This is a genomic window from Blastocatellia bacterium, assembly GCA_016713405.1.
Taxonomy (GTDB): Bacteria; Acidobacteriota; Blastocatellia; order Chloracidobacteriales; family JADJPF01; genus JADJPF01.
In genome coordinates, this window is the sequence record JADJPF010000003.1 from 144,859 (window position 1) to 166,729 (window position 21,871).

General features: G+C 35.4%; 15 protein-coding genes and 1 pseudogene. 9 read left to right on the forward strand and 7 right to left on the reverse strand.

The window, feature by feature from the left end:
* The first annotated feature begins 123 nt into the window (after window positions 1–123).
* Window positions 124–3,165 carry a protein kinase gene (locus tag IPK14_03935; protein MBK7992575.1) on the forward strand — a complete coding sequence of 1,014 codons (3,042 nt, stop codon included), beginning with the start codon at window positions 124–126 and terminating at the stop codon, window positions 3,163–3,165.
* Window positions 3,166–3,238: 73 nt separating this feature from the next.
* Window positions 3,239–3,550 (forward strand): hypothetical protein, encoded by a 312-nt coding sequence (locus IPK14_03940; GenBank protein MBK7992576.1) that lies wholly within the window; start codon window positions 3,239–3,241, stop codon window positions 3,548–3,550.
* A 79-nt stretch (window positions 3,551–3,629) separates the two neighbouring features.
* On the opposite strand, the gene IPK14_03945 is transcribed toward IPK14_03940, so the two are convergent.
* Entirely contained in the window at window positions 3,630–5,627 is a 1,998-nt protein-coding gene (locus IPK14_03945) for a hypothetical protein (GenBank protein ID MBK7992577.1), read from the reverse strand.
* Window positions 5,628–5,898: 271 nt separating this feature from the next.
* Window positions 5,899–7,011 carry a rod shape-determining protein gene (locus IPK14_03950; GenBank protein ID MBK7992578.1) on the reverse strand — a complete coding sequence of 371 codons (1,113 nt, stop codon included), beginning with the start codon at window positions 7,009–7,011 and terminating at the stop codon, window positions 5,899–5,901.
* Between the two features lie 233 nt (window positions 7,012–7,244).
* Here IPK14_03950 and IPK14_03955 point away from each other — a divergent pair, with 233 nt between their 5' ends.
* The 5 genes from IPK14_03955 (at window position 7,245) to purQ (ending at window position 11,786) form a co-directional block, all read left to right on the forward strand.
* Complete coding sequence (locus IPK14_03955; protein MBK7992579.1) at window positions 7,245–8,516, forward strand: insulinase family protein; 1,272 nt, start codon at window positions 7,245–7,247, stop codon at window positions 8,514–8,516.
* Window positions 8,517–8,545: 29 nt separating this feature from the next.
* The gene (locus tag IPK14_03960; GenBank protein MBK7992580.1) at window positions 8,546–9,337 is read left to right on the forward strand and encodes an MBL fold metallo-hydrolase; all 792 of its coding nucleotides are present in this window, start codon (window positions 8,546–8,548) and stop codon (window positions 9,335–9,337) included.
* 135 nt (window positions 9,338–9,472) lie between these two features.
* Window positions 9,473–10,768 carry an adenylosuccinate lyase gene (locus IPK14_03965; protein MBK7992581.1) on the forward strand — a complete coding sequence of 432 codons (1,296 nt, stop codon included), beginning with the start codon at window positions 9,473–9,475 and terminating at the stop codon, window positions 10,766–10,768.
* Between the two features lie 38 nt (window positions 10,769–10,806).
* The gene (gene purS, locus IPK14_03970) at window positions 10,807–11,052 is read left to right on the forward strand and encodes a phosphoribosylformylglycinamidine synthase subunit PurS (GenBank protein MBK7992582.1); all 246 of its coding nucleotides are present in this window, start codon (window positions 10,807–10,809) and stop codon (window positions 11,050–11,052) included.
* Window positions 11,053–11,075: 23 nt separating this feature from the next.
* Window positions 11,076–11,786, forward strand: a complete 711-nt coding sequence (gene purQ / locus IPK14_03975) for a phosphoribosylformylglycinamidine synthase subunit PurQ (GenBank protein ID MBK7992583.1) — start codon at window positions 11,076–11,078, stop codon at window positions 11,784–11,786.
* An 8-nt stretch (window positions 11,787–11,794) separates the two neighbouring features.
* Here the strand turns inward: purQ and IPK14_03980 are convergent, their stop codons facing one another.
* The 5 genes and pseudogenes from IPK14_03980 to IPK14_04000 all read right to left on the reverse strand — a co-directional run bounded on the left by IPK14_03980 (window position 11,795) and on the right by IPK14_04000 (window position 19,840).
* Entirely contained in the window at window positions 11,795–12,406 is a 612-nt protein-coding gene (locus tag IPK14_03980; protein ID MBK7992584.1) for a hypothetical protein, read from the reverse strand.
* 69 nt (window positions 12,407–12,475) lie between these two features.
* Window positions 12,476–13,087 (reverse strand): hypothetical protein, encoded by a 612-nt coding sequence (locus tag IPK14_03985; protein MBK7992585.1) that lies wholly within the window; start codon window positions 13,085–13,087, stop codon window positions 12,476–12,478.
* 139 nt (window positions 13,088–13,226) lie between these two features.
* A complete protein-coding gene (locus tag IPK14_03990; protein MBK7992586.1) occupies window positions 13,227–16,673 on the reverse strand; it encodes a carboxypeptidase regulatory-like domain-containing protein in 3,447 nt (1,148 codons plus the stop codon).
* Between the two features lie 530 nt (window positions 16,674–17,203).
* Window positions 17,204–17,749 carry a hypothetical protein gene (locus tag IPK14_03995; GenBank protein MBK7992587.1) on the reverse strand — a complete coding sequence of 182 codons (546 nt, stop codon included), beginning with the start codon at window positions 17,747–17,749 and terminating at the stop codon, window positions 17,204–17,206.
* A 10-nt stretch (window positions 17,750–17,759) separates the two neighbouring features.
* Window positions 17,760–19,840: pseudogene (locus IPK14_04000) on the reverse strand (thioredoxin domain-containing protein).
* A gap of 199 nt (window positions 19,841–20,039) precedes the next feature.
* On the opposite strand from IPK14_04000, the gene IPK14_04005 reads away from it, so the two are divergent.
* Window positions 20,040–20,564, forward strand: coding sequence for a gamma carbonic anhydrase family protein (locus tag IPK14_04005; protein ID MBK7992588.1), 525 nt, complete (start codon window positions 20,040–20,042; stop codon window positions 20,562–20,564).
* Window positions 20,564–21,868, forward strand: a complete 1,305-nt coding sequence (locus tag IPK14_04010; protein ID MBK7992589.1) for a histidine--tRNA ligase — start codon at window positions 20,564–20,566, stop codon at window positions 21,866–21,868. Before IPK14_04005 ends, IPK14_04010 begins: the two co-directional genes overlap by 1 nt.
* Window positions 21,869–21,871 lie beyond the last annotated feature (3 nt).

Here is a 21,871-nt window from a genome sequence, read left to right on the forward strand (position 1 = left end):
TACTTTCCCATAAACGAGCAATATTTAGTTGGCCTTGAAAAATATTTGCAATTATAATGGGGTGTTTAGTTAAAATATTTATCTAATAATTCTTAGTAGTTACTTTCGTTGGAGGCTTGTAAAATGTCGACCTGTGCTAATCCACGTTGTGCTGAACCTAAGCCAAGTGAAACGGGTCGTTGTCTTACTTGTCAATCACTTTATATTAATACATTAGTTAGACATCGTTATGAAATAAAAAAAATTGTTGGAAAAGGTGGATTTGGCACTACTTATTTAATTGAAGATCAAGACTGTTTTAATGAGCTACGTATCTTAAAAGAACTTTCTCCTCGTTCAAATGAAGCTGATGATGAAGATGATTTAGGTATTACAGCCGAAAGACTTTTTCGCCGTGAAGCACAAGTCCTATTAAACCTACAACACCCTGGCATACCTAAGCTTTATGCTTACTTTAATGACAATAATTATTCATACTTAGTACAAGATTTTATACCGGGCCATACTTTAGCCGAAGACGTTGATAAACATAAACATATATTCTCCGAAGCAGAAGTTCAAGCAGTACTTTTAGAGGTTGCTGATATTTTAGAGTATCTTCACTCGCGCACACCTCCTATTGTACATCGAGATATAAAGCCCCAAAATCTAATGCGTCATAGCAATGGAAGGCTTCAGTTAATAGATTTTGGGGCTGTATGTTTAGCCGCAGTCGGATCTAATACAGGCTCACAAACATTAATTGGCTCACCTGGCTATGCTCCCCCAGAGCAAATTTTTGGTCATCCTGTTCCACAAAGTGATCTCTATGCTGCTGGAGCAACAGCCCTACGTTTACTTACTGGAGTACATCCTAGCCAATTTTTTAATAACCGTACTCAACAAATGGAGTGGCAAAATAAGATTAATATTAGCCCAGAATTTACAGCCATTCTAAGCGATTTATTGGTTAGAGACGCTAAAAAGCGTTTAAGTAGTGCCTCAGAGCTTAAAGCCAGGCTAGAAAAACTAATTAGCAACAAAAACCCAAATATTATAAAAGAAAGCTCTATAGATATTTCTAATGTTTCAAGTAATGTTAATTTTTCTAAAAGTAGTGATACTTTACCTTTTCCCCAAGAATCGTTTTCTAACTTAAATACTCCTTCAACGCTTTTCCCTGTTGAAGTTAAAACGGTTTCAGAAAGCCAAGAAACTTCAGCTATAGAAATAGAATTATCAGACATAGAAGCACAACAATCTAATCAACTACTTAGCGAAAGATCAGACGAGTCAGGAGATTTACAGCAAAATTCCATTATTTTTCTACTTAAAAAATTCCATCAAGAAAAAGCAAGCGGTTTGTTAGTTTTTACAAATACACATGAGCATGTTAATAAAACTGTCTACCTTGACAATGGTTTAGTCGTTTTTGCTAGTAGTAGCATCAAAACCGAGCGTTTAGGAGAATGGTTGCTTTCTATTAGAAGAATAACTCAAAAAGATTTTTTAGAAGCTTCTGAGTTAATGAAATTATCTAATATTCGTTTTGGTACAGCATTAGTAAGAATTGGAGTCTTGCAAGCAGAAGAATTAAAATCATTAGTAATTGAACAAGTTTCTAATATAGTTTATTCACTATTTAATTGGACAAGCGGCCAATATCAATTTTGGAGGACAATTCCACCAAAAGAAGATATTAAAATATCTATTTCTAGTAGTGAAATAATTTTACAAGGCTTACAAAGGCTAGAAAATACTATTTTATTAAAATCCTGGTTAGGGGATCTTTCCCGTAAATTAGCTATCACTAATAACCAAGAAAAGCTTTATAAATCTGTTAAATTAGACCCAAAACAAGCCTTTGTGGTTTCACGTATTGACCGACCTATGTCTATAGAAGAGATTCTAACTATGGGAGGACTACCTGAAACAGAAATACTTAAGACTATTTATGGTTTAATTTCTATTGGTGTATTAGAATGGTCATTAGAAAAAGAAACTCCTAAAGAAATACCTAAGCAAGAGCTTTCTATTAAACCACTAGATACAAAGACAAAACCTGCTAGCCCTAGTCAAGCAGAATTTGATATTCAAAGTGCTGCTGCCTTTTGTTATGAAGTAGAAAATACTTTAAGACATTTTGAAGATGCTAATTATTATAGTGTTTTAGAAGTAGATAAAGACGCTAGCCTTTTGCAAATCCAAACTGCTTATGCAAGACTTTCACAGAAATTCCACCCAGATCATCATATAAAACTATCTAAATATAACCTTAGTATAAAGAATGAATTAGAAAAAGTTTTTGGACGTTTGACAGAAGCTTGCCATACTTTAAGTAACCCTAAATTGCGTGAAGAATATGATTTATCCTTACGTAAAACTATAATTAAATCAACTAACTCTAGCAAACTAGAAAAAGCTCGCACAGAAGCAGAAAGACCTTCAATACCAAATTCAAGCACTAATTCAAGTATTCGTACACCACTTCCTTTCCCTAAAATTGACGCAGTAAAACCATCTACTCCTCAAAACAGTCTTTCTAACCCCTCTATAAACCAGACAATAACAAATAAGTCAACTAATGCACCTGCAAAATCTAGTCCAGCCGCGCCACTTAATTTACAAAATTTACAAGCAGAAACAAAACCTGCAATCAATCCAACTAAAGTAGAACAGCCCAGTAAAACAGAAAAAGTAGCTCCTAGGATAGATTCTTTAGGTAGTTCTTTTAGAACAACGCCAAAAGAAGAAGCTAAACCAACACCTAGCCGATTAGGAACACCTAGTCTACCACCTACACCTATGGCAGCCGATGGGCCACGCAGCACAGCTACAGCATCAGCTAAAAGTTGGTTCCAAAAAGGTTTAGACTATTATAATTCTAGTTTAATTGGACAAGCTTGCCGTGCTTTTCAAGCTGCTGTAACGGCTGATCCCCAACAAGCCGAATATCATATTTATTTAGCTCGTAGTTTGGCACAAATGAAAGATTTTTATATGGATGCAGAACAAGAATTTTACAAAGCTATTGAACTGGCACCTAAAAATCCAGATTATTTTGCTGAATTAGGACTTTTTTATCAAAAAATAAACATGGCTCGTCAAGCAGAAGAAATGTTTAGTAAAGCTCTAGAATTAAATCCAAACCATCCTGTAATTCAATTTTCTAAACAAAAGAAGTAAATAAATTAACTTTGGAAAAAAGATAGGAAACCTATCTATAATTAGCTTTATATTTTATTTTGAGGAAAGCTATATGCCGCAAGACACGCTTCTTTTAATGGTTTTTCTAGCTACAGTAATAGGGATTTTTGGCGTGCTTTTCTACTCTTCAAAGATTAACTTTTTAATAGATAAATGGGCAAAAGAAAACGGTTATAAGATAGTAAGCAAACAAGTTAAAAGTTTCTCTATGGGGCCGTTTTCTTCTTCTCCAAAACTAGGTCAACGTGTTTTTTATGTTGAAGTTATCGATAAATCTGGAAATAAAAAGCTTGCTTGGGTTCGTTGTTATACTCGTTGGACAGAAATATTTCCTAATAAAATTGAAGTTGAATGGGATAGTTAAACTAAATAAATACAAAAGGCACTAAATTTAAGATTTAAATTTAGTGCCTTTTGTATTTATAAACTTATAAGTAATTTACTTATTGTGGATTACGGCGTTGACCTGCAACTTCATTAGATTCGCTATTTAGATCAGCATCAAAAATTGTTACAGTAAAATCTCCTTTTGTACCAATGGCATCTCTTACAACACCAAAATAAACTATATCGCCATCCATACTACGAGCAGGTGTTAAGTTTGCGGCTGTCCCATTAATTCTAATTTGTTGGTTTAGTGTAAGCCCATCACCCTTAATAATTATAGCTTTTTGGTTAACAAACTTGCCTTTCATATTACGAACTTTTACAGCATCTGCTCTAGCACTTTTTAAAGATGGCCCATCAAAGAAAATAGCACTTGGCAAAGTAACATTACCACCAGGGCTAATTAATGTTATATCGCTTAAAGTTCCTGTCATACCTGGCCCAGCAACACCAAAAACAATTGTATTGTTGTTAGTAGCTTGAAAGGCTAATAATCTACCATTACTTAATCTTACCTGTGTTACTGTGCTGAAGTTAAACCCTGTGAGAGTTATCATAGAATTGCTATTATAAGAGACTCTACTAGGTGAAACAGTTGTAATTCTTGGTGCTAAAGAAGTAGTAGCAAGTTGGAAAGTTTGTGTAGCCTTAAAATTAGCTTGATCCGTTACAGTTACATCAAAAGTTTGAGACTCTACATTTGTTGGAATACCTGCAATTACTCCAAACATATTTAGATCTAAACCAAATGGAAGCCGTCCATTAGTAACAGCATAGGTATAAGGAGGCGTGCCAGCCGCAGCAGTTACCTGAGCAAGATAAGCTACATTTACAGTAGGCACTGGTAAAGTAGCCGCATCTAATCTAACAGGATCAACAAATGGATAAAGCCGGTTAACTCCTGACTGATCATCTGTGTTAAGGCGTGCGCCACGTTTATCTAAATGAGGAATAAAATACATAATGGCTTCGCGTAAAGTGGCATTAGGCTCATTTGGATCTGTTGAAGAATTGTCCAATCCAAAAGCAATACCTAAATCATGCGTTATTAATTCTTCTAAATCTTTTGAAGCACTTAGCACACTGTTAAACGCATTATTATAAAGAATATCTGCTTCCATGATTTGATTAAATCTTGTGCTATTGATAATACGAAAATTACTAGTGTTAACTACTAGCATAACCGTAGAAATCATTCCCTCACCACCCATTGGTGGATCCATCATATCCCTATCACAGCGACTAAAAGAAACCACCGACTGATTATCAGCCGCGATTCCACAAATACTTGTAGCTCCGCCATTAACTAAGCGAAGTTGAGAACCAGAATTATTCCAAGCTGTAATAGCATTATTAAGCTCAGTTACGGCCCCGCCAGAAACAGGAGCAGCCGTAGAATTAAGAGAAAACGTTACCATGCCCTTGTTGTCAGGCTGGAAAAAGCGAGTATTGGTCAAAGTAAAGTTATCTAAGCGTTCTCCTTGACCAGGAATATATTCTGTAGGAACAAGTTTTAAGTTATTAGTAGTATTTTGAGGATTAGCAGCAACTAATTCTTTTATATTTTGCAAATATTCTTGGGCATTATAAACTTTGGATTTATCTAAACTTGGGCGGAAAACAGTTTTATTTTCAGATGTTTGGGAGATTGAAAACTTGCCCATACCCATATGAGCAGTATGCAAAACACCCTCGCTATTAGCCTTTAAGAAAAGCAGGACTTCTTCGCCAACAGAAAATTCTGGTGAGCCAGTTAACCAAACTTGTTTATCACCTATTTTTCCGCCAACTTGTTCAATAACAATTGTGTTTGATCCAAGATCGCCTTTAATAGTTTGATTTAAGGCTATTGTAATATCTGTATAAATATTAGTTTTACTAGCATCCCAACGGCTTTCTATAGAAAGCACTTTACCAGTAAGAATTGCGTCTGAACTAAGAACTAAATTTTTGTCACTGATTTTTACTAGACTGCCAGCTTGAGCTTGTTTTGTTACAAGTCCAAAAAAGGTGGCAACTATAAGTATCAACAACAGGTTAAGACATTTCCTCATTTTTTTGCCTCCACAAAAAAATTATTATTGCTGCTTTTAGGTTTGCGTTGTGTCTTAAACACACTAATTTTTAGTAAAAAAAGATAAGTAAGGTTTTATAGTTTTATTATAAAGAGAATTTGCCAAAGAATTTATCTATTTTACACTGTGTTAAGATTTAATCACACCAAAAAATGTTAAGCAATAGTTGTTATTGCTGATAATAATAAATTAAGCCACCATTAGAGAACAACTAACAGTGGCTTAAGTTACAAAATCTTGTAGAAAAACTTTAATTTACAATCCCATAACTAGGAGTATTAGCTGTTTCCCATTCTAGAGTTTCATCATGTATTCTATAGCGTTCTAGTAAATTATCATAAGCCATTAGCTTTCCTGCGCCTTTTACTACCGCTTCCAGGGGACGTTCTGCTACATGAACAGGTAGCTCAAATTCATTGCTTAAACGCTTATCCAAATTGCGTAACAATGCCCCTCCACCACTTAAGACAATTCCATAACTATAAATATCTACTGCTACATTAGGAGGTACTTGCTCTAGTATTGTGCGAATTTCACTAATAATAGTTTGCAAGAATTTATCTAGTGCTTGAAAAAGTTCTTCGCTATCAATGCTGATTTCTTTAACTGCATGACCTGGGACAGCTTTACCAATAACTTTTAATTCTTCTGGCTCTGTAGGTTCTAGGGCGGTGGCAAGTTTCATTTTTATAGATTCTGCGGCTTGTTCTCCAATTTGTAAGCGATGTTTACGTGCTAGAAGTTCAATAATTGCTTGATTTAGCTCATTACCTGCTACAGGAATAGAAGAAGATTTAATAATACCAGAAGCAGAAGCAATAATTATATTACTTGTACCACCACCAATATCAACTACCATATGAGCATTAGAATTACCTAAAATTGCATTAGCACCTACAGCCGCCGCTAGTCCCTCTTCAATCATTGAGACCCATCGCCCACCTGCACCACGTGCAGCAGCCTTTAATGCTCTACGCTCAACGCTAGTAGACATACTAGGTGTTGCAGTAACAATATGTAGCAATTTGCCGCTTTTACCAATTTTGCCAACATTAGCACGTCGGAAAAATTCATGTAGCATTTTTTCTGCTAGGTCAAAATCAGCAATCGTTCCATCTCTCATAGGTCTATGAACTACAGTATCTATTGGCTCACGTCCTAACATATTTAAGGCTTCATGACCAACTGTAATTATTTGACCAGTATATTTATTTACAGCAATTGCAGAAGGTTCATTTAATACAATTCCACGTTTTTCTGTATAAATTAAGGTGTTTACTGTTCCTAAATCTACCGCTACTCGTTCAGCAAAAATACGACGAAATTGCTTTGCAATATAGCGTTTAATTCTTTCTCGTAACATGTTTCCCCCAAACATTCCTGGCCCTGGTGATTCTGTATTTTACTACAAAGATGCAATAAGCCTAGTCAAATGTTGCTGTTTAACTCAAATTTTACATTATTTTTAAAGTGTAAATTCTTTTATCTAGCTGCAAATATTATATTTACCACTATCAAATATTTTGCACTTATTTTTCGCATATGCTTTAGTAACTTGAAAGGCAAAAAGGGCTATGCTAGGATGTCTTTCCTTTCATGATAGAAAATCAAGTAAATAAAACAACTTTAGATAATGGTCTAGTAATCATCAGCGAATCAATAAGTTATGTTCGTTCGGTGAGCCTAGGAATTTGGGTTTGTGCTGGCTCACGTCATGAATCAGCATTAGAAAATGGGATTTCCCATTTTATTGAGCATGCTGTTTTTAAAGGTACTTCTAAACGCACAAGCAGACAAATTGCTACACAAGCTGATATTTTAGGTGGCGGACTAGATGCTTTTACTAGTCAAGATGTTACTAATTTTTATATAAGAGTTTTGGATTGTCATTTATCAGAAGGCTTTGACCTATTAGCTGATATTATTACTAATCCAACATTCTCCCCTGTTGAGTTAGAAAAAGAGCGTGGTGTAATCCTAGAAGAAATTAAAATGGTGGATGATACACCTGATGAGCTAGTTTATGACCTTTTTGCTAGTTCATTTTGGCCCAATCATCCTTTGGGCCGACCCATCCAAGGTACAGCCGAAAGCGTCGGCAATTTTACTAGAAACGAAATAATTAATTATTATCAAAAAACTTACTATCCTGAAAATATTTTGATTTGTGCTACAGGAAATCTTTGCCATCAAGAGCTAGTAGAACTTGCCCAAAAATATTTTGGACATCTAAAACCAGAAACAGAAAAATTATTAATATCTACTCCTAAAACTGAATATAAAATATCTGTCCATAAAAAAAGAAATTTAGAACAAACTCATATTGTTTTAGCTAGTGACTTTCCTGTCATACATTCACCTAAGCGTTATGCTTGCAATGTTTTTAATAGTATTTTAGGGGGCGGACTAAGTTCTAGGTTATTTCAAACAATTAGAGAAGAACATGGTTTAGCTTATTCAGTATTTTCTTCTATAGACTCTTTTACTGACATTGGTTGTTTATCCATTTATTTAGCTGTTGCAAATAAACAAGTAAATAAAGCTATTGAGTATGTTTTACAGGAAATTATTAAGCTAAAAGAAAATATAGTTTCCTTAGAAGAGCTTAATACAACTAAAGAACAAATTAAAACCGCATTACTTATAAGCAATGACTCTATTTCTAGCAAAATGACTAGCTTAGCAAATAATCATATGCTATTTACTAGAAATATTACTATTAATGAAGTAATTACAGAAATTGATAAGGTTAGCCAAGAAGAAATCCAAGAAATTGCACAAAATACTTTTCAAAAAAATAAACTAGCAATTACTATCTTGGGAGCTAATGATAAAGTTAAGTTAGATTTAGCTCATTTAGGCTATTAACTATTTTAATTTATTGGTATTTTTAATTTATGCGCTTTAACGTTTTAGCTAGCGGTAGCAGTGGTAACGCCACTTTAATTAGCACAGGAAAAACTTCTGTGTTAGTCGATTGTGGGTTGTCGGCTCGTGAACTGGTAAAACGTGTTGAAATGGTTGGAAGCAGAATTCAAGACATTAGCGCGATAATAATCACTCATGAACATAGCGATCATGTTCGTGCATTAAAAACCTTAGCTAAAAAACTTAATATTTATGTTTATATTTCTCCTGTAGCTTTTGACTACTTAAAGTTAACTTCTGAACCATCAATAAAATTAGCAGAAAAACTAATACCTAACCAACCTTTTGAAATTGGAGACCTACAGTTTTGGTCTGTTCCCGTCCCACACGATAGCGTAGATCCATTAGTTTTTACTATTGAAAGTAAAGGCTCTAAAATGGCAATTGTTACTGATCTAGGTTATATCCCTAAACAAGTAGCAAAATATTTAATAGGTTGTGATGCTTTAGTATTAGAAGCTAATCATGAAGTAGAAATGTTACGTATAAGCTCATATCCTTGGGCAACTAAGCAAAGAATTTTAGGCCAAAATGGGCATCTTTCTAATAATGAGATGGCTAGATTTTTGCGAGAAGATTTTGATCAGAAAGCACAATATTTAATCCTCGCCCATTTAAGCGAGCAAAATAACCATCCAGAGTTAGCTAAGTTAGCAGCAATGACAGCATTAAATGATAAAACTCCTTTATTTGCATCACTAGCAGAAAATCGGGTTTTAACAGCTTTTCCTGATCGTCCATTAGGCTGGATAGATTTATAAATTCGCTCTGCCCTAAAGGACAGGGCTATTATCAAATGCCCTAGAAGGGCATTAAGAATTATTTACTTGCAATAAGTTATAAAGTAAATTCTATGTACTATGTACTTATATTTATTAAAAGGACTGTAAGTATTTATGATTCCGCGCTATACCCTACCAGAAATGGGAAGGATTTGGACAGAAGAAAATAAATTTCAAAAGTGGTTAGATGTAGAAATAGCAGTTTGTGAAGTACATGCAGAAATGGGAACAATTCCTGCTTCCGCGCTTGCTGTTATCAAAGAAAAAGCTAAATTTGATGTAAAACGTATTGCTGAAATTGAAGAAACTACTCGCCATGATGTAATTGCTTTTACTACCTGCTTAGCAGAATTTATTGGCCCAGAGTCGCGCTATGTTCATTTTGGGTTAACTTCCTCAGATGTTGTAGACACTGCCAACGCATTAGTTTTAATAGAAGCCTTAAATTTAATAATTGATACTGCTAACAAATTAAGTAACACTTTACGTAAGCGGGCTTTTGAATTTAAAGATACTGTAATGATTGGCCGTACTCATGGAATACACGCTGAACCAACTACATTTGGACTGGTTTTAGCTCTTTACTATGCTGAAAACAAACGTAATTTACAAAGACTTGAGCGAGCAAAAGAAGCTATTAGCGTTGGCAAAATCTCTGGTGCAGTAGGTACTTTTGCGCATCTTGATCCAGAAGTTGAAGAGAAAGTTTGTCAACGTTTAGGCTTAAAAGCAGCACCTATTTCAACCCAAGTAATCCAACGAGACCGCTATGCAGAAGTTTTATCCACACTTGCTATTACTACTGCTAGTTTAGAAAAAATTGCTTTAGAAATTCGTCATCTTCAACGTAGCGAAGTAGGCGAGGCACAAGAATTTTTTGGTAGTGGGCAAAAAGGCTCTTCAGCAATGCCTCATAAGCGCAACCCTATTGTTTCTGAACAAATTTGCGGCCTAGCCCGTGTTGTTAGAGCCAATGCTCAAGCAGCATTTGAAAATATTGCTCTTTGGCATGAAAGAGATATCTCCCACTCCTCCGTTGAAAGAATCATTCTAGCTGATAGCCATATTTTGACTGATTATTTATTACATCGCACTAATAAGCTAATAAATAAACTTATTGTTCATCCAAAACAAATGCAAAAAAACTTACACTTAATGCAAGGTGTGATTTTTTCTGGTCAACTACTTTTAGAATTAACTCGTCATGGACTCACTAGAGAAGATGCTTATAAATTAGTCCAAAATAATGCTATGCGGGTTTGGGATGAAAAAGTCAATTTCCATGACTTAATACTTGCAGACACGGAAATTAATAAAATTCTCTCTACAAGCGAAATTAATGCTATTTTTGACTTAAAAGTACAACTACGTAATGTAGAAAAAATATTTAATCGTGTTTTTGCAAATTAATTTAGGCTATTTATATTTGGAGGTTTTACTTAAAATCAATGAAAGCAAAAGTATATGTTACATTAAAAAATGGAGTTTTAGACCCCCAAGGCAAAGCAATCCATCAAGCAATAAAAACCATAGGTTATGGGTCTGTTGCCGACATCAGGCAAGGAAAATATTTTGAAGTAGCTTTAAGAGATGATATTTCCCTTATAGACGCTCAACAAGAAGTTAACCAACTAGCACACTCAATTTTAGCTAACCCTGTAATTGAAGATTACAAAATAGAAATAGAAAGTTAATTTAATTAAGGAGTTTTCTAAAAATGAAATTTGGGGTAGTTATTTTCCCAGGCTCTAATTGTGATCACGATACTTATCATGTGATTAGCAAAGTTGTTGGTCAACCAGTCCAGTTTATTTGGCATCAAGCCACTACACTAGATGATTGCGATGTGGTTATTTTACCAGGTGGATTTTCCTATGGTGATTACTTAAGATGTGGAGCATTAGCTAGTCTTTCGCCAGTTATGAAATCAATAAAAGAGTTTGCTAGTCGTGGAGGTTTAGTTTTAGGTATTTGTAATGGCTTCCAAATCCTTTGTGAAGCAGGACTATTACCAGGAACATTACTACGTAACCGAGACTTAAAATTTATTTGTGATTATAGCTATGTAAAAGTTGAAAATAACCAAGGAGCATTTGTTAACTCTTATAATGCTGGAGATGTATTAAATCTACCTATCGCGCATAACGAAGGTAATTATTTTTGTGATCCAGACGATTTAGCTATGTTAAAGGAAAAAAACTGTATTTTATTTCGCTATTGCAGTAAAAATGGCGAAGTTACAGACAAATTTAACCCTAATGGCTCACTAGAAAATATTGCTGGCATCACTAACAAAGAAAAAAATGTCTTAGGTATGATGCCACATCCAGAACGAGCATCAGAAGAAATTTTAGGTAATATTGATGGTCGAGCTATTTTTTATTCTCTAAACCTTCATATGGCTGAAGTAGATAAAAAACGCCGATAGCTTACTAGCTACTTTTTACTAGCTAGTAATTTCATTGTTTTAGAAAATTTTTCTATATCTTGGAGCTTTTGTTCTGTTTGTTCAATTTCACTAGCATCAACAGAGTTGGCTTGTTGTGTTTGATTTACAGCCCTAACTAGTCCACTTACTTTTGCAGATAAATAAAGTAGGTGTCCTGGGGATTTATCAAAAGAAAGTTCTGTATTGTCTTCTTGTTCTTTTCTGCCTTTTAAGTCTAAATTTTTACGAAGCTCCTTAGCAGCTTTTCCTAGCTTATTAGCTAAATCAGCTATTTCTTTTAAGCCTTTTTCATTTAAGTTTTCTGCTCGTGTAGCTAATAGTAATTCTTTACTTTTAGCATTTAGTTCTGCCAAATTACGAACAAATTCTTGTCGCTTAACTATGCTAGGATCAGGTTTAATGTAATTAAATCTATTCTCTTGTAAGTCATTTAATGCTTGTTGCCGCTGTTGAAGGCTTTGCTCATTAAGCATTGCATTATTAAAAGCTCTTTCCTCTTTAGTTTTAGCATTCTTAAATTTTTCTGCTTGGGCAAAACTTAAATTAGCAGATAAACTAAAAACTACAGTCATTAAAGATAGTCTTAGAAATAGTTTCATTGCCCACCCCCAAAAATTAGGAAAATAGTCAGAAAAGTTAATATTTATAATCAAACAAAAAGTTGAAATTTAATCTTTACCTTTTGCTAATTCCTTAACACCTTTTGCTTGATTTTCTAGTGCTGTTAAATGTCTTGCTAAAATTTTAGACTTTATTTCGCTTGTAGTAGCAGTCACACTTGAAACATTAATTTGCTCAATTAATTCATCCATATTTTTTACAATTTTCAACATTTGCGCTGTGCGATCTTCTGTAGCGGAAATCTGCATTGGTGGTACTTTAACTTCAAAATTACTTAAAATTAAATCGTCTCGTAATTTTTTAGAGCATTTAGCTACTTTGTCTGCTAATTTAGCCATTTCTTTCATATCCTGCTTTGCAACTTGTGTTGCACAATCTTCTTTTGCCATATTTAGAAAAGCTAAAGTAGCTGTATTAAGTTCGTTGAGTTCCTTTTTAAGCTGCATTTGCCGTAGTATTATTGGGTCAACATCCTTGTGTGGGTTATTACCAACCATTTCTAAATTACGTAGTTCTCTTTGTTGTGAACTAATATTTTGTCTTTCTACTTCAGCAGGTGTAGGGGAACTTCCTCTTGGACGACGTTGGGCATTTGTTGGTAAGGCCAACACACATAATAAACATACAGCCAGTAATATAGAGTATTTACTTAATCTCATAACTAGCTCCTAAATTTTGTTGGGATTGTTTTGCGGTTTGCTTATTTTGGCATTCTTAGCAAAGATATGCAATGGTAAATACAAAAAAATAACCCAGCCGATTAAGCTGGGTTATTTAACAAAAAGATGTTAAGAAATATTAGAAGGTGAGTTTTAATCCAAATTGGACTGTACGACGAGGAGCATCATTAAAGTCAACATTGGAAAAACTTGTACCAGCATTATCAATAAATGGATCTGGTACACCAAAATTAGGATGATTAAAGACATTGAACATTTCAGCACGGAACTGTATGTTCATTCTTTCACTAATCTTAGTATTCTTGAAGAATGCAAAGTTACCTAAGAAAAGCTCATCGCCTCTTGAAGAGTTACGAGCAACATTACCATAAGGAGTTCCAAATAATCTTGAAGTAAACGCAGTGTTAGCAATAAATCTAACTTGATCTAATGTAACAGGAGTACCAGGAGAATTTGGAGAAGCATTAAAGGAATTTAATAGATAAAATCCTGTTGGTGATGGGGTATTTGTAAGTCCAAAGACATTGATTGCAGTATCATTGTCAATAGCTACTGAACTAGCAGGAGCATTTGGGTTACCTAAGAATGGGCGAACAAACTCTACACCACTGTTAAAGGCATTAGCAAAGTTACGGTCAACATATGGAGAACCAAAGAAGAATTGGGTTGGGGTAAAAGCTTGTCCGTTGTTAGTACGGAAAGTACCAGAAACTTCATAACCACCCAAAAGTTTTTCAGCCAATTTATTGCCACGTAAACCTGGGATTAGAGGAATAGAGTAAATAAAGTTGGTTGAAAATACATGACGGAAGTCATAAGCACCTAAAGCGCGTTCGCCTGCGCCAGTATCAAAAGGATCTTGTGCAAATGCGGTTGTACTGCCACCACCAAATGTGCCAAAGATCTCAGAAGCATTATCAATTTGTTTAGAGAAAGAATAAGAAGTTCCAAAGATTAGGTTCTTAATTCTAGTATCAAAACGTACTTGCATACTGTGATAGATAGAATTTGCACCATTAATACGGTTACGGAACAATCCTTGGTTAGCAACCAAACGACCATTTGGAGAAGGTTGAACACCATTAGGTAAGAATTGGGTTCCAAAATCACGAGCAAGTGTATTGATTTGTGGATTACCATTTACTGATTGGAATAAACCAACACCACGTGTTCCAACATAGCGAACTTCAATAATTGTGTTATTTCCTAATTGACGTTGAACACCTAAAGAAAATTGTTGGGTGTAAGGATTATGGAAATCATTAGCAACGCCGGTTTGGGTTAATAAACGTGGGTCAGAAGTTCCTGTTGGAATTCTTGAAGTTATAGCAGCGCGAATTCCAGGGCCTGTTGGATCTGTTGGAACTGCTGGTACACCTGTACCAATGATAGAAGTAGCAAATACTACTGGAGCGGCTGTAGCTGAATTTAACAAGATATTATAGAAAGCTAGGTCATAAGAAACGCCATAACCACCGCGAATAACAGTCTTGTTTTCGCCTAAAATCTTCTTAGCAAAGTTTAAGCGTGGAGTGTAAGCAAAACCAATACGAGGAGCAAAGTTGTTGTTGTCAGTATCAATTGCTGGGAAAACACGTGCTTCAAGAGGTACATCTTGTCTAAAAATAGCTGTGGTTGGATCGCTTTCTCTTCTGCTTGTAATTTCATTCAAAATGTTGATTGGTTGACCAGTATTTTCATAACGAACACCTAAACTAAGTGTAAAGTTATCTTTAATACGGAAAACATCTTCAAAATAGTAAGATTGGTCAAACTCTGTAAAGTTAAGAATATTTGGGCCTACAGCAACATTGATTGATTGAGGTGTGTTGTTAAAGAATGTAGCCAAACTATTAAAGTTAAAAGTACCATTTTGGTTAGGTAAAAAGCTAGATTCTGTTAAACGACGCTTAAAGTCAACGCCAGCTTTATAGGTATGCTTACCAGAAGTTATAGAGAAGTTATTTAAGAACTGGTAGTTATCATTAATACGGCCTTGTGGTAAGTTATTAGCTGGGCCAATATCAATAAACCCTGCTGGTAGATTAAAGAAACCAAATGCTTGATCTGCATCACTTGCACTTGGAATTGTTGCACCACTACCACCACCAAAGCTAACTCTTAAACGGCTATAATTAAAACGAAATTCGTTTGTAGCACGTGGAGAAACTTGATAAATAGCTGTTACACCAAGTTGTTGACTACGAGATGGAATATCACCAATAAATCCATTTGTGAGACTTCCAGTAGCATTAGCAGTTTCACCTTTTTGATAAAGGTAACGGGCTGAAATGCGCAATTTGTCTGAAGCATTATAATCTGCACGGAAAGTAGAGAAATTTTCTTCAAATGGTGTTTGAATTGTACGTTGAATAGCAGCAAATTCTAATGGAACCATTCTACCACCAATATTGACATTAATAAGTCTGGTGCCAACATCTGGTCTAATTGTAGGATTACCAATGCCAATAGAAAAAGGTGATCCCATTCTTAAAACATTAGCAATTGCTGGGCTAACAAATTGAGCAGCAGTAGAAATACCATTAGGAGTAAGTGTTAAAGCTCCTGCTGTAGTTTGAGCAAATGTACCTTCAGCAATACGAATACCTTGATAGCTAGCAAAGAAAAAGAGTTTATCTTTAACAACTGGGCCACCTAAGCTCATATTGAAAGTGTTGCTTAGTTGGAAAGGTGCTTCTTTTAATCCAGATGCTCTTTCTTGAACAGTCAAAGTACTTAAATTTTTACGATCACGGAAGAAGTAAGCTAAATTACCATGAAATTCGTTTGAACCACCTTTGGTAATAATGTTTACTACTGCGCTACCTGCTTGACCATATTCAGCAGAGAAGTTGTTGCTAACAATTTGGAATTCTTGAACAATGTCAGCATTATCAATAAATACGGCTGGGCCAGCTACAGAAATATCATTGTTGTCTTGACCATCAATGTTAAAATTGTTGGAACGACCACGACCACCATTAGCAGAAATGCCTGTACCGTTTGTATTACTAAAGCCTGTATCACCAGTATCAACAACACCTGGGGTTAATAAAGCTAAAGTATCAATACCACCACCAGCAATACTATTTGGTAGGTCAGCCACTTTACGAGCATCATAGTTAGCAGAAATTTGGGATGTATCTCTTTCAATTAAGACTTCCCCACCTGATACTTCTACTATATCAGCTTGTCCACCAACTTGCATAGCAACATCTAAACCAGTGCTACCACCAAGTTTTACAGTTACATCGCTGTTTTCTGTAGTTTTGAAACCATCAGCAACAACTTTAACAACATAAGTTCCTGGGGTTAGTGCTGAAATACGATAAATACCATTTTCATTTGCTGTAGTTGTTGTTTCTGTACCTGTTGCTATGTTTTTAGCAATAACTTGGGCACCTGGGATTACTGCGCCTTGTTCGTCAGTTACTGTACCACCAAGGGTACCTGTTACTTGTTGAGCCATGACTGGAGCAACAACACCATCTGGTGCTGTGCCGCCAAACATAGTTAAGGCCAAAGCTAAGAAAAGGGACTTAACTAGTTTATTCTCTTTCTTCATTATAAAAATTCCTCCCTTTCAGATCTAGTCGCCTGAAAATAAGCCCATGCCTCATTTTAGAGACAGTTGCTCAATATTATTAAAATAGTTTTAAGTCTATACTTAGACCAAATTGAATAATTGAAATAAAAGTCTTAGGCAATTATTTGGTAATAACGCTAGTTTTTAATGATAGCTATTTGTTAGCTAATTTTTAGGACAAACTATACTAACAAAATCATTACCAAAAAAAAATCTCTCTTATCCGTCTTAATAGATAAATTTAATGTCACTATATTTAGGCAAATCAGGTGCCAACAACTACTTGATCTCGGCAAAGTGCTAAGTAATTTATGAATCAATATGTTATCTAACTAAAATTAACTATGGATAAAAATTTTTCCTTTAAATCTCAAAAAATTGAATTTTGATCAACTTCTACCACTTAACTTTAACTTTTTTCAAATACTAAATAACTAATTAAACATCCTACAATTAGTTAGGTTTTCCAAGTTGATCAAAAAATAAAGCAGTATATTTCCACAACTCCCTCACCGACATTTCCACAAGTTCTTCCTAATTTGATAAAGTAGCGAAGTCGTAGAAACTGCAAAATTCTCCTTTGCCTTAGTCAAAAATACTGCTTGTTGAGCATAAAATTTTAAGTTGTCTGGATCGTTTAGAACCATTTGCCAAGCTTTAATTGCAGCCGTTTGCCAGTCTGCTAAAGGCTCATTTATCCAGCAATATTGGTCAAATCCATAACCAGTTGCTTTTTTTAAGCCTGTAACTTGAAAAAAGGTTTGATCAATGATTGGACGAAAAGGAAAAATCCGACAACAAAAGGGCCTTAAATCCCTTGTACAAAGGCACCCAGACTGATTTTTTGATCTATAAGAAGTAAATAAGTAATAGTTAACTATTTCAAAATTCTCTAATCGTTTATTTAGAAAATACTCATCTTCATATGGTAGAAAATACTTAATTGTGTTATCTGTTTGACAGCAATATTTGTTGCACTTTATCCCACAATCACCCACCACCATATCTGTAGAAAGCAAGTTATAAAGTGCGTCAAACTTTTCCAAATTAAACATAACAAATAGATTATTTTAAGCCCAATTGTTTAGCTAATCCTTCTGCTGTTGTTAAGGGTTGTTGACAAGTAAAATTCTCACAAACATAAACAGTCGCCTTAGCATCAATCATTGTTCGGTTAGCTAGTAAGGGTATTAACTTAGTAGCTTCTTGGTTATTTTCTTCCGCAACTACTACTATTTTATTAGGTAAAAAGCTTTGGTGTATTACTTCTAATAAACTTTCTGTGTCGTCTGCTGCAACATCACCAATTATTGCAATTTCTTTTGTTTGAGCAAGATAAAAGTCTAAGGCACAAAGCATGTGTCCAAAACCACCTGGAAACTTTTCTAAAACACGACTAAGCATATTTAATACTCTTAAAGAAACTCGCTCATAGCGTTCATCATCAAAAATATGTCTTAGCCTTAATAGTACATCTACGGCTACAGAGTTACCTGACGGAGTAGCATTATCACTGTATTCTTTGCTACGTGTAATTAACTGCTCATGGTCATTACTAGTAAAGAAAAATCCTCCGTCTTGCTCATCCCAAAATTGATCAATCATTAAATCGGCTAACCGGCGAGCCTCAACAAGCCATTTTGTTTGGTAATTAGCTTCATAAATTGCAAGTAAAGCGTCGATTAAATAAGCATAATCTTCCTGGTAGCCGTTAAATTTAGCCTGTCCATCTTTATAACTACGTAATAATCTACCATTAGTAGAATTAACTGTTAACAAAAACTCTGCTGCGTCGGTAGCTGCTCTTAGGTAATCATCTTGCTTTAAGACTCTGGCCGCCTGAGCAAAAGATTTGATCATCATTGCAGTCCAGGCTGTTAGCACTTTATCATCTCGTCCGGCCAAATTCTTTTTGCTCGAACTTCCCTTAGTTTTTTGCGAGATTCCACTAATAAAACTTCTAGCTCTACTTCCGTTAAGTTATATTGTTTTGTTACCCTTGCAGTTATTTCTGGAATAGGTTTATCAATAAATAAAATATTTTTCTCTTCAAAGTTACCTGAATGTGTCACACCATAAAAATCAATAAAGGCGGCTGCCTTGTCACCAAGGATTTTTTCAATTTCTTCTTTCTCCCAAACATAAAATTTTCCTTCTTCGCCTTCGCTATCAGCATCTAGTGTTGAGTGAAAACCGCCTTTATCATCAAGCATTTCTGTCAATACCCAATCTAGTATTTCTTCTGTAACGGTTCGATAATATTCATTTCCTGTTGCTTGATAAGCACTTAGATAAACTTGACTAAGTAAAGCATTGTCATAGAGCATTTTTTCAAAGTGTGGTACAAGCCATTTTTCATCTGTAGAATAGCGGGCAAATCCGCCTGCTAAATGGTCATAAATTCCACCTCTTGCCATATGATCTAGCGTAGTTTCCACCATTGCCAAAGCTTTCTTATCAGCAGTTCTAGCATAAACCCTAAGTAAAAAGTTTAGATTCATTGGTTGGGGAAATTTTGGAGCATGACCAAAACCGCCATTATGACTATCAAAATTTGCAGTAAGTTTATGGTAGGCTTTGTCTAAAATCTCTATAGAAAGCATCTCCGCGCTAGGAGTAAAATTATTCATTGTGCTTATTTCTTCTAGCACTTCATGACCTGCTCGTTCTAAATCCTTGCGTTTGTCTTTATCTTTATAGGCTTCTGAAACAGCAATTAAAATCCTAGGAAAACCTGGCATGTTGTGTCGATCTTGAGGAGGAAAATAAGTTCCACCAAAAAATGGCCGACCATCAGGAAAAAGAAAAACCGTCATCGGCCAACCACCATGTCGAGTCATCAACTGAACTGCACTCATATAAATATGGTCTAGGTCTGGGCGTTCTTCCCTATCAACTTTAATACACACAAAATTATCATTCATTAATTTAGCAATGTGTACATTTTCAAAAGATTCTCGCTCCATAACATGACACCAATGACAAGCCGAATAGCCAATAGACAGCAAAATTGGCTTATCTAATTTCTTAGAAAGCTCTAGTGCTTCCGTCCCCCAAGGATACCAATCTACAGGATTATGAGCGTGTTGGAGTAAATAGGGACTAGTTTCATTAATTAATCGATTAGTAAATTTATGGTCTGACACAGGGTTTTCCCTTCTAAATAAAAATTTATCCTACCCATAAATGGGTAGTCTATCTTCAATTGCCGCTACGCGGCAAGCTTATATAGATGGCCTTTAGATCTGGTCTAACTAATTGTCAGTCAATAAATAGCTGTGCTATTCTGTGAAACTTCGCAAATACAAGCACTTGCAAATCAGATTAATTTATTAGGGAATTCTTATGTCTGCTCATATCATTTCTTATAAAGGAAAAACGCCAAAAATTGACCCTACTGTATTTATTGCACCAAATGCCGTAGTCATAGGCGATGTAGAAATTGGCGAGCATAGCAGCGTTTGGTTTAATAGTGTAATTCGTGGCGATGTTTATTATATTCGCATAGGCAAAAACACTAACATTCAAGATGGTTCTGTAATTCATGTTACTACAGATACTTTTGCTACAATTATTGGCGATGGTGTAATTATGGGTCATAATGTAGTTGCACATGGTTGCACAATTAAAGATGGTGCATTGATTGGCATGGGGTCTATCCTGCTAGATAACTGTGAAATAGGCGAACAGGCCCTAGTTGCTGCTGGAAGTCTAGTTCCTATGGGAATGAAAGTCCCTCCACGAACTTTAGTTGCTGGAATGCCTGCTAAAGTTAAACGCGAACTAACAGAAGAAGAATTAGCAAGAATGAAAGAAAATTGGCAACATTATGTTGACCTGAAAAACGATTATTTGGAACTTAAACTGTAATGAGTAAACAAAAACAAATTAAAACAGTTAAACATACCCGCGACATTTTACCTAAAGATTTTACTACAGACACTTCGGCACATTCACATAAATTTCAATATGTGGAAAATGTTGCTCGTGAAGCTTTTCGCCGCTATGGATTTCAAGAAATCCGCACACCAATTTTTGAATACACCGAACTTTTTGCTCGTGGAGTTGGCGAAGAAACCGACATTGTTTCTAAGGAAATGTACACTTGGCGGGATTTAGGAGAAAATAACACTCCTGGAGCAGGAGCAAGTTTAACGCTTCGCCCAGAAAATACCGCATCTGTGATTCGTGCTTATATCCAGCATCAAATGTGGGTTCAAAGCGATTTAGCAAAATTATTTTATGTTGGGCCACAATTTCGCCGGGAACATGGCCGAAAAGGTCGTTTCCGTCAGTTTTATCAAATAGGCGTAGAAGTTATAGGAAAAAGCGACCATCCAGCAATTGAAGCAGAAGTTATTGAAATGCTAGCTTGGATTTTACAAGAACTAAAAATTGAAAATACTTCTTTATTAGTCAACTCTGTTGGTTGTCCAAAATGCCGCCCATTATTTAATGAAAGATTAAAAGAAGAACTCGCGCCAAAACTAGCTGAAATGTGTGGGGATTGTAACCGCCGATTTGAAACAAATATTTTGCGGGTTTTAGATTGCAAACGAGATGCAGAAATTGTTGCTCAACTGCCTTCAATTCAAGATCTGCTTTGCCAAGAATGCCAAACCCACTTCTCCGAGTTTTGCAGTTATTTAGATGCTCGCCAACTTAAATATCAAGTTGATCCTAAATTAGTACGTGGGCTAGATTATTACACCCGCACAGCTTTTGAAATTGTTACAACTAATGAAAACCTTGGTTCACAAAACGCGCTGCTTGGTGGTGGCCGTTATGATGGGCTATCAGAAACTCTTGGCGGGCCTCCAACTAAAGGCTTTGGTTTTGCACTAGGGTTAGATCGCTTTGTAATCTCTTTACCCGAAACAGTGCCAGATCCTAGCACTCCAACAGTTTTTATAGCTCATTTAGGGAAAGAAGCTTTTGATTTTGCGCTACTTTTAGCTAAAAGTTTACGTCAAGCTGGCATTAGTTGTGCATTAGATTTTGAAGGTCGCAACTTGAAAAACTCCATGAAATTAGCAGATCGCTCAAAGGCTCGTTATGCGCTGATTATTGGCGAAGAAGAGCTAGCCAAAGCTAAATTTGTTTTGCGAGATATGGTTAGCCGCGAGCAATTTGAGCTTACAGAAGCAGAGCTTTTGGAAAAGTTAAAAAATTAAGTT

Bases quoted from the DNA above. Each gene is read 5' to 3' on its own strand.
- IPK14_03990 (MBK7992586.1), bottom strand. From the start codon at position 16,673: ATGAAGAAAGAGAATAAACTAGTTAAGTCCCTTTTCTTAGCTTTGGCC.
- IPK14_03955 (MBK7992579.1), top strand. From the start codon at position 7,245: ATGATAGAAAATCAAGTAAATAAAACAACTTTAGATAATGGTCTAGTA.
- IPK14_03995 (MBK7992587.1), bottom strand. From the start codon at position 17,749: ATGTTTAATTTGGAAAAGTTTGACGCACTTTATAACTTGCTTTCTACA.
- purQ (MBK7992583.1), top strand. From the start codon at position 11,076: ATGAAATTTGGGGTAGTTATTTTCCCAGGCTCTAATTGTGATCACGAT.
- IPK14_03945 (MBK7992577.1), bottom strand. From the start codon at position 5,627: ATGAGGAAATGTCTTAACCTGTTGTTGATACTTATAGTTGCCACCTTT.
- IPK14_03935 (MBK7992575.1), top strand. From the start codon at position 124: ATGTCGACCTGTGCTAATCCACGTTGTGCTGAACCTAAGCCAAGTGAA.
- IPK14_03960 (MBK7992580.1), top strand. From the start codon at position 8,546: ATGCGCTTTAACGTTTTAGCTAGCGGTAGCAGTGGTAACGCCACTTTA.
- IPK14_04005 (MBK7992588.1), top strand. From the start codon at position 20,040: ATGTCTGCTCATATCATTTCTTATAAAGGAAAAACGCCAAAAATTGAC.
- IPK14_03940 (MBK7992576.1), top strand. From the start codon at position 3,239: ATGCCGCAAGACACGCTTCTTTTAATGGTTTTTCTAGCTACAGTAATA.
- IPK14_04010 (MBK7992589.1), top strand. From the start codon at position 20,564: ATGAGTAAACAAAAACAAATTAAAACAGTTAAACATACCCGCGACATT.
- IPK14_03950 (MBK7992578.1), bottom strand. From the start codon at position 7,011: ATGTTACGAGAAAGAATTAAACGCTATATTGCAAAGCAATTTCGTCGT.
- purS (MBK7992582.1), top strand. From the start codon at position 10,807: ATGAAAGCAAAAGTATATGTTACATTAAAAAATGGAGTTTTAGACCCC.
- IPK14_03980 (MBK7992584.1), bottom strand. From the start codon at position 12,406: ATGAAACTATTTCTAAGACTATCTTTAATGACTGTAGTTTTTAGTTTA.
- IPK14_03965 (MBK7992581.1), top strand. From the start codon at position 9,473: ATGATTCCGCGCTATACCCTACCAGAAATGGGAAGGATTTGGACAGAA.
- IPK14_03985 (MBK7992585.1), bottom strand. From the start codon at position 13,087: ATGAGATTAAGTAAATACTCTATATTACTGGCTGTATGTTTATTATGT.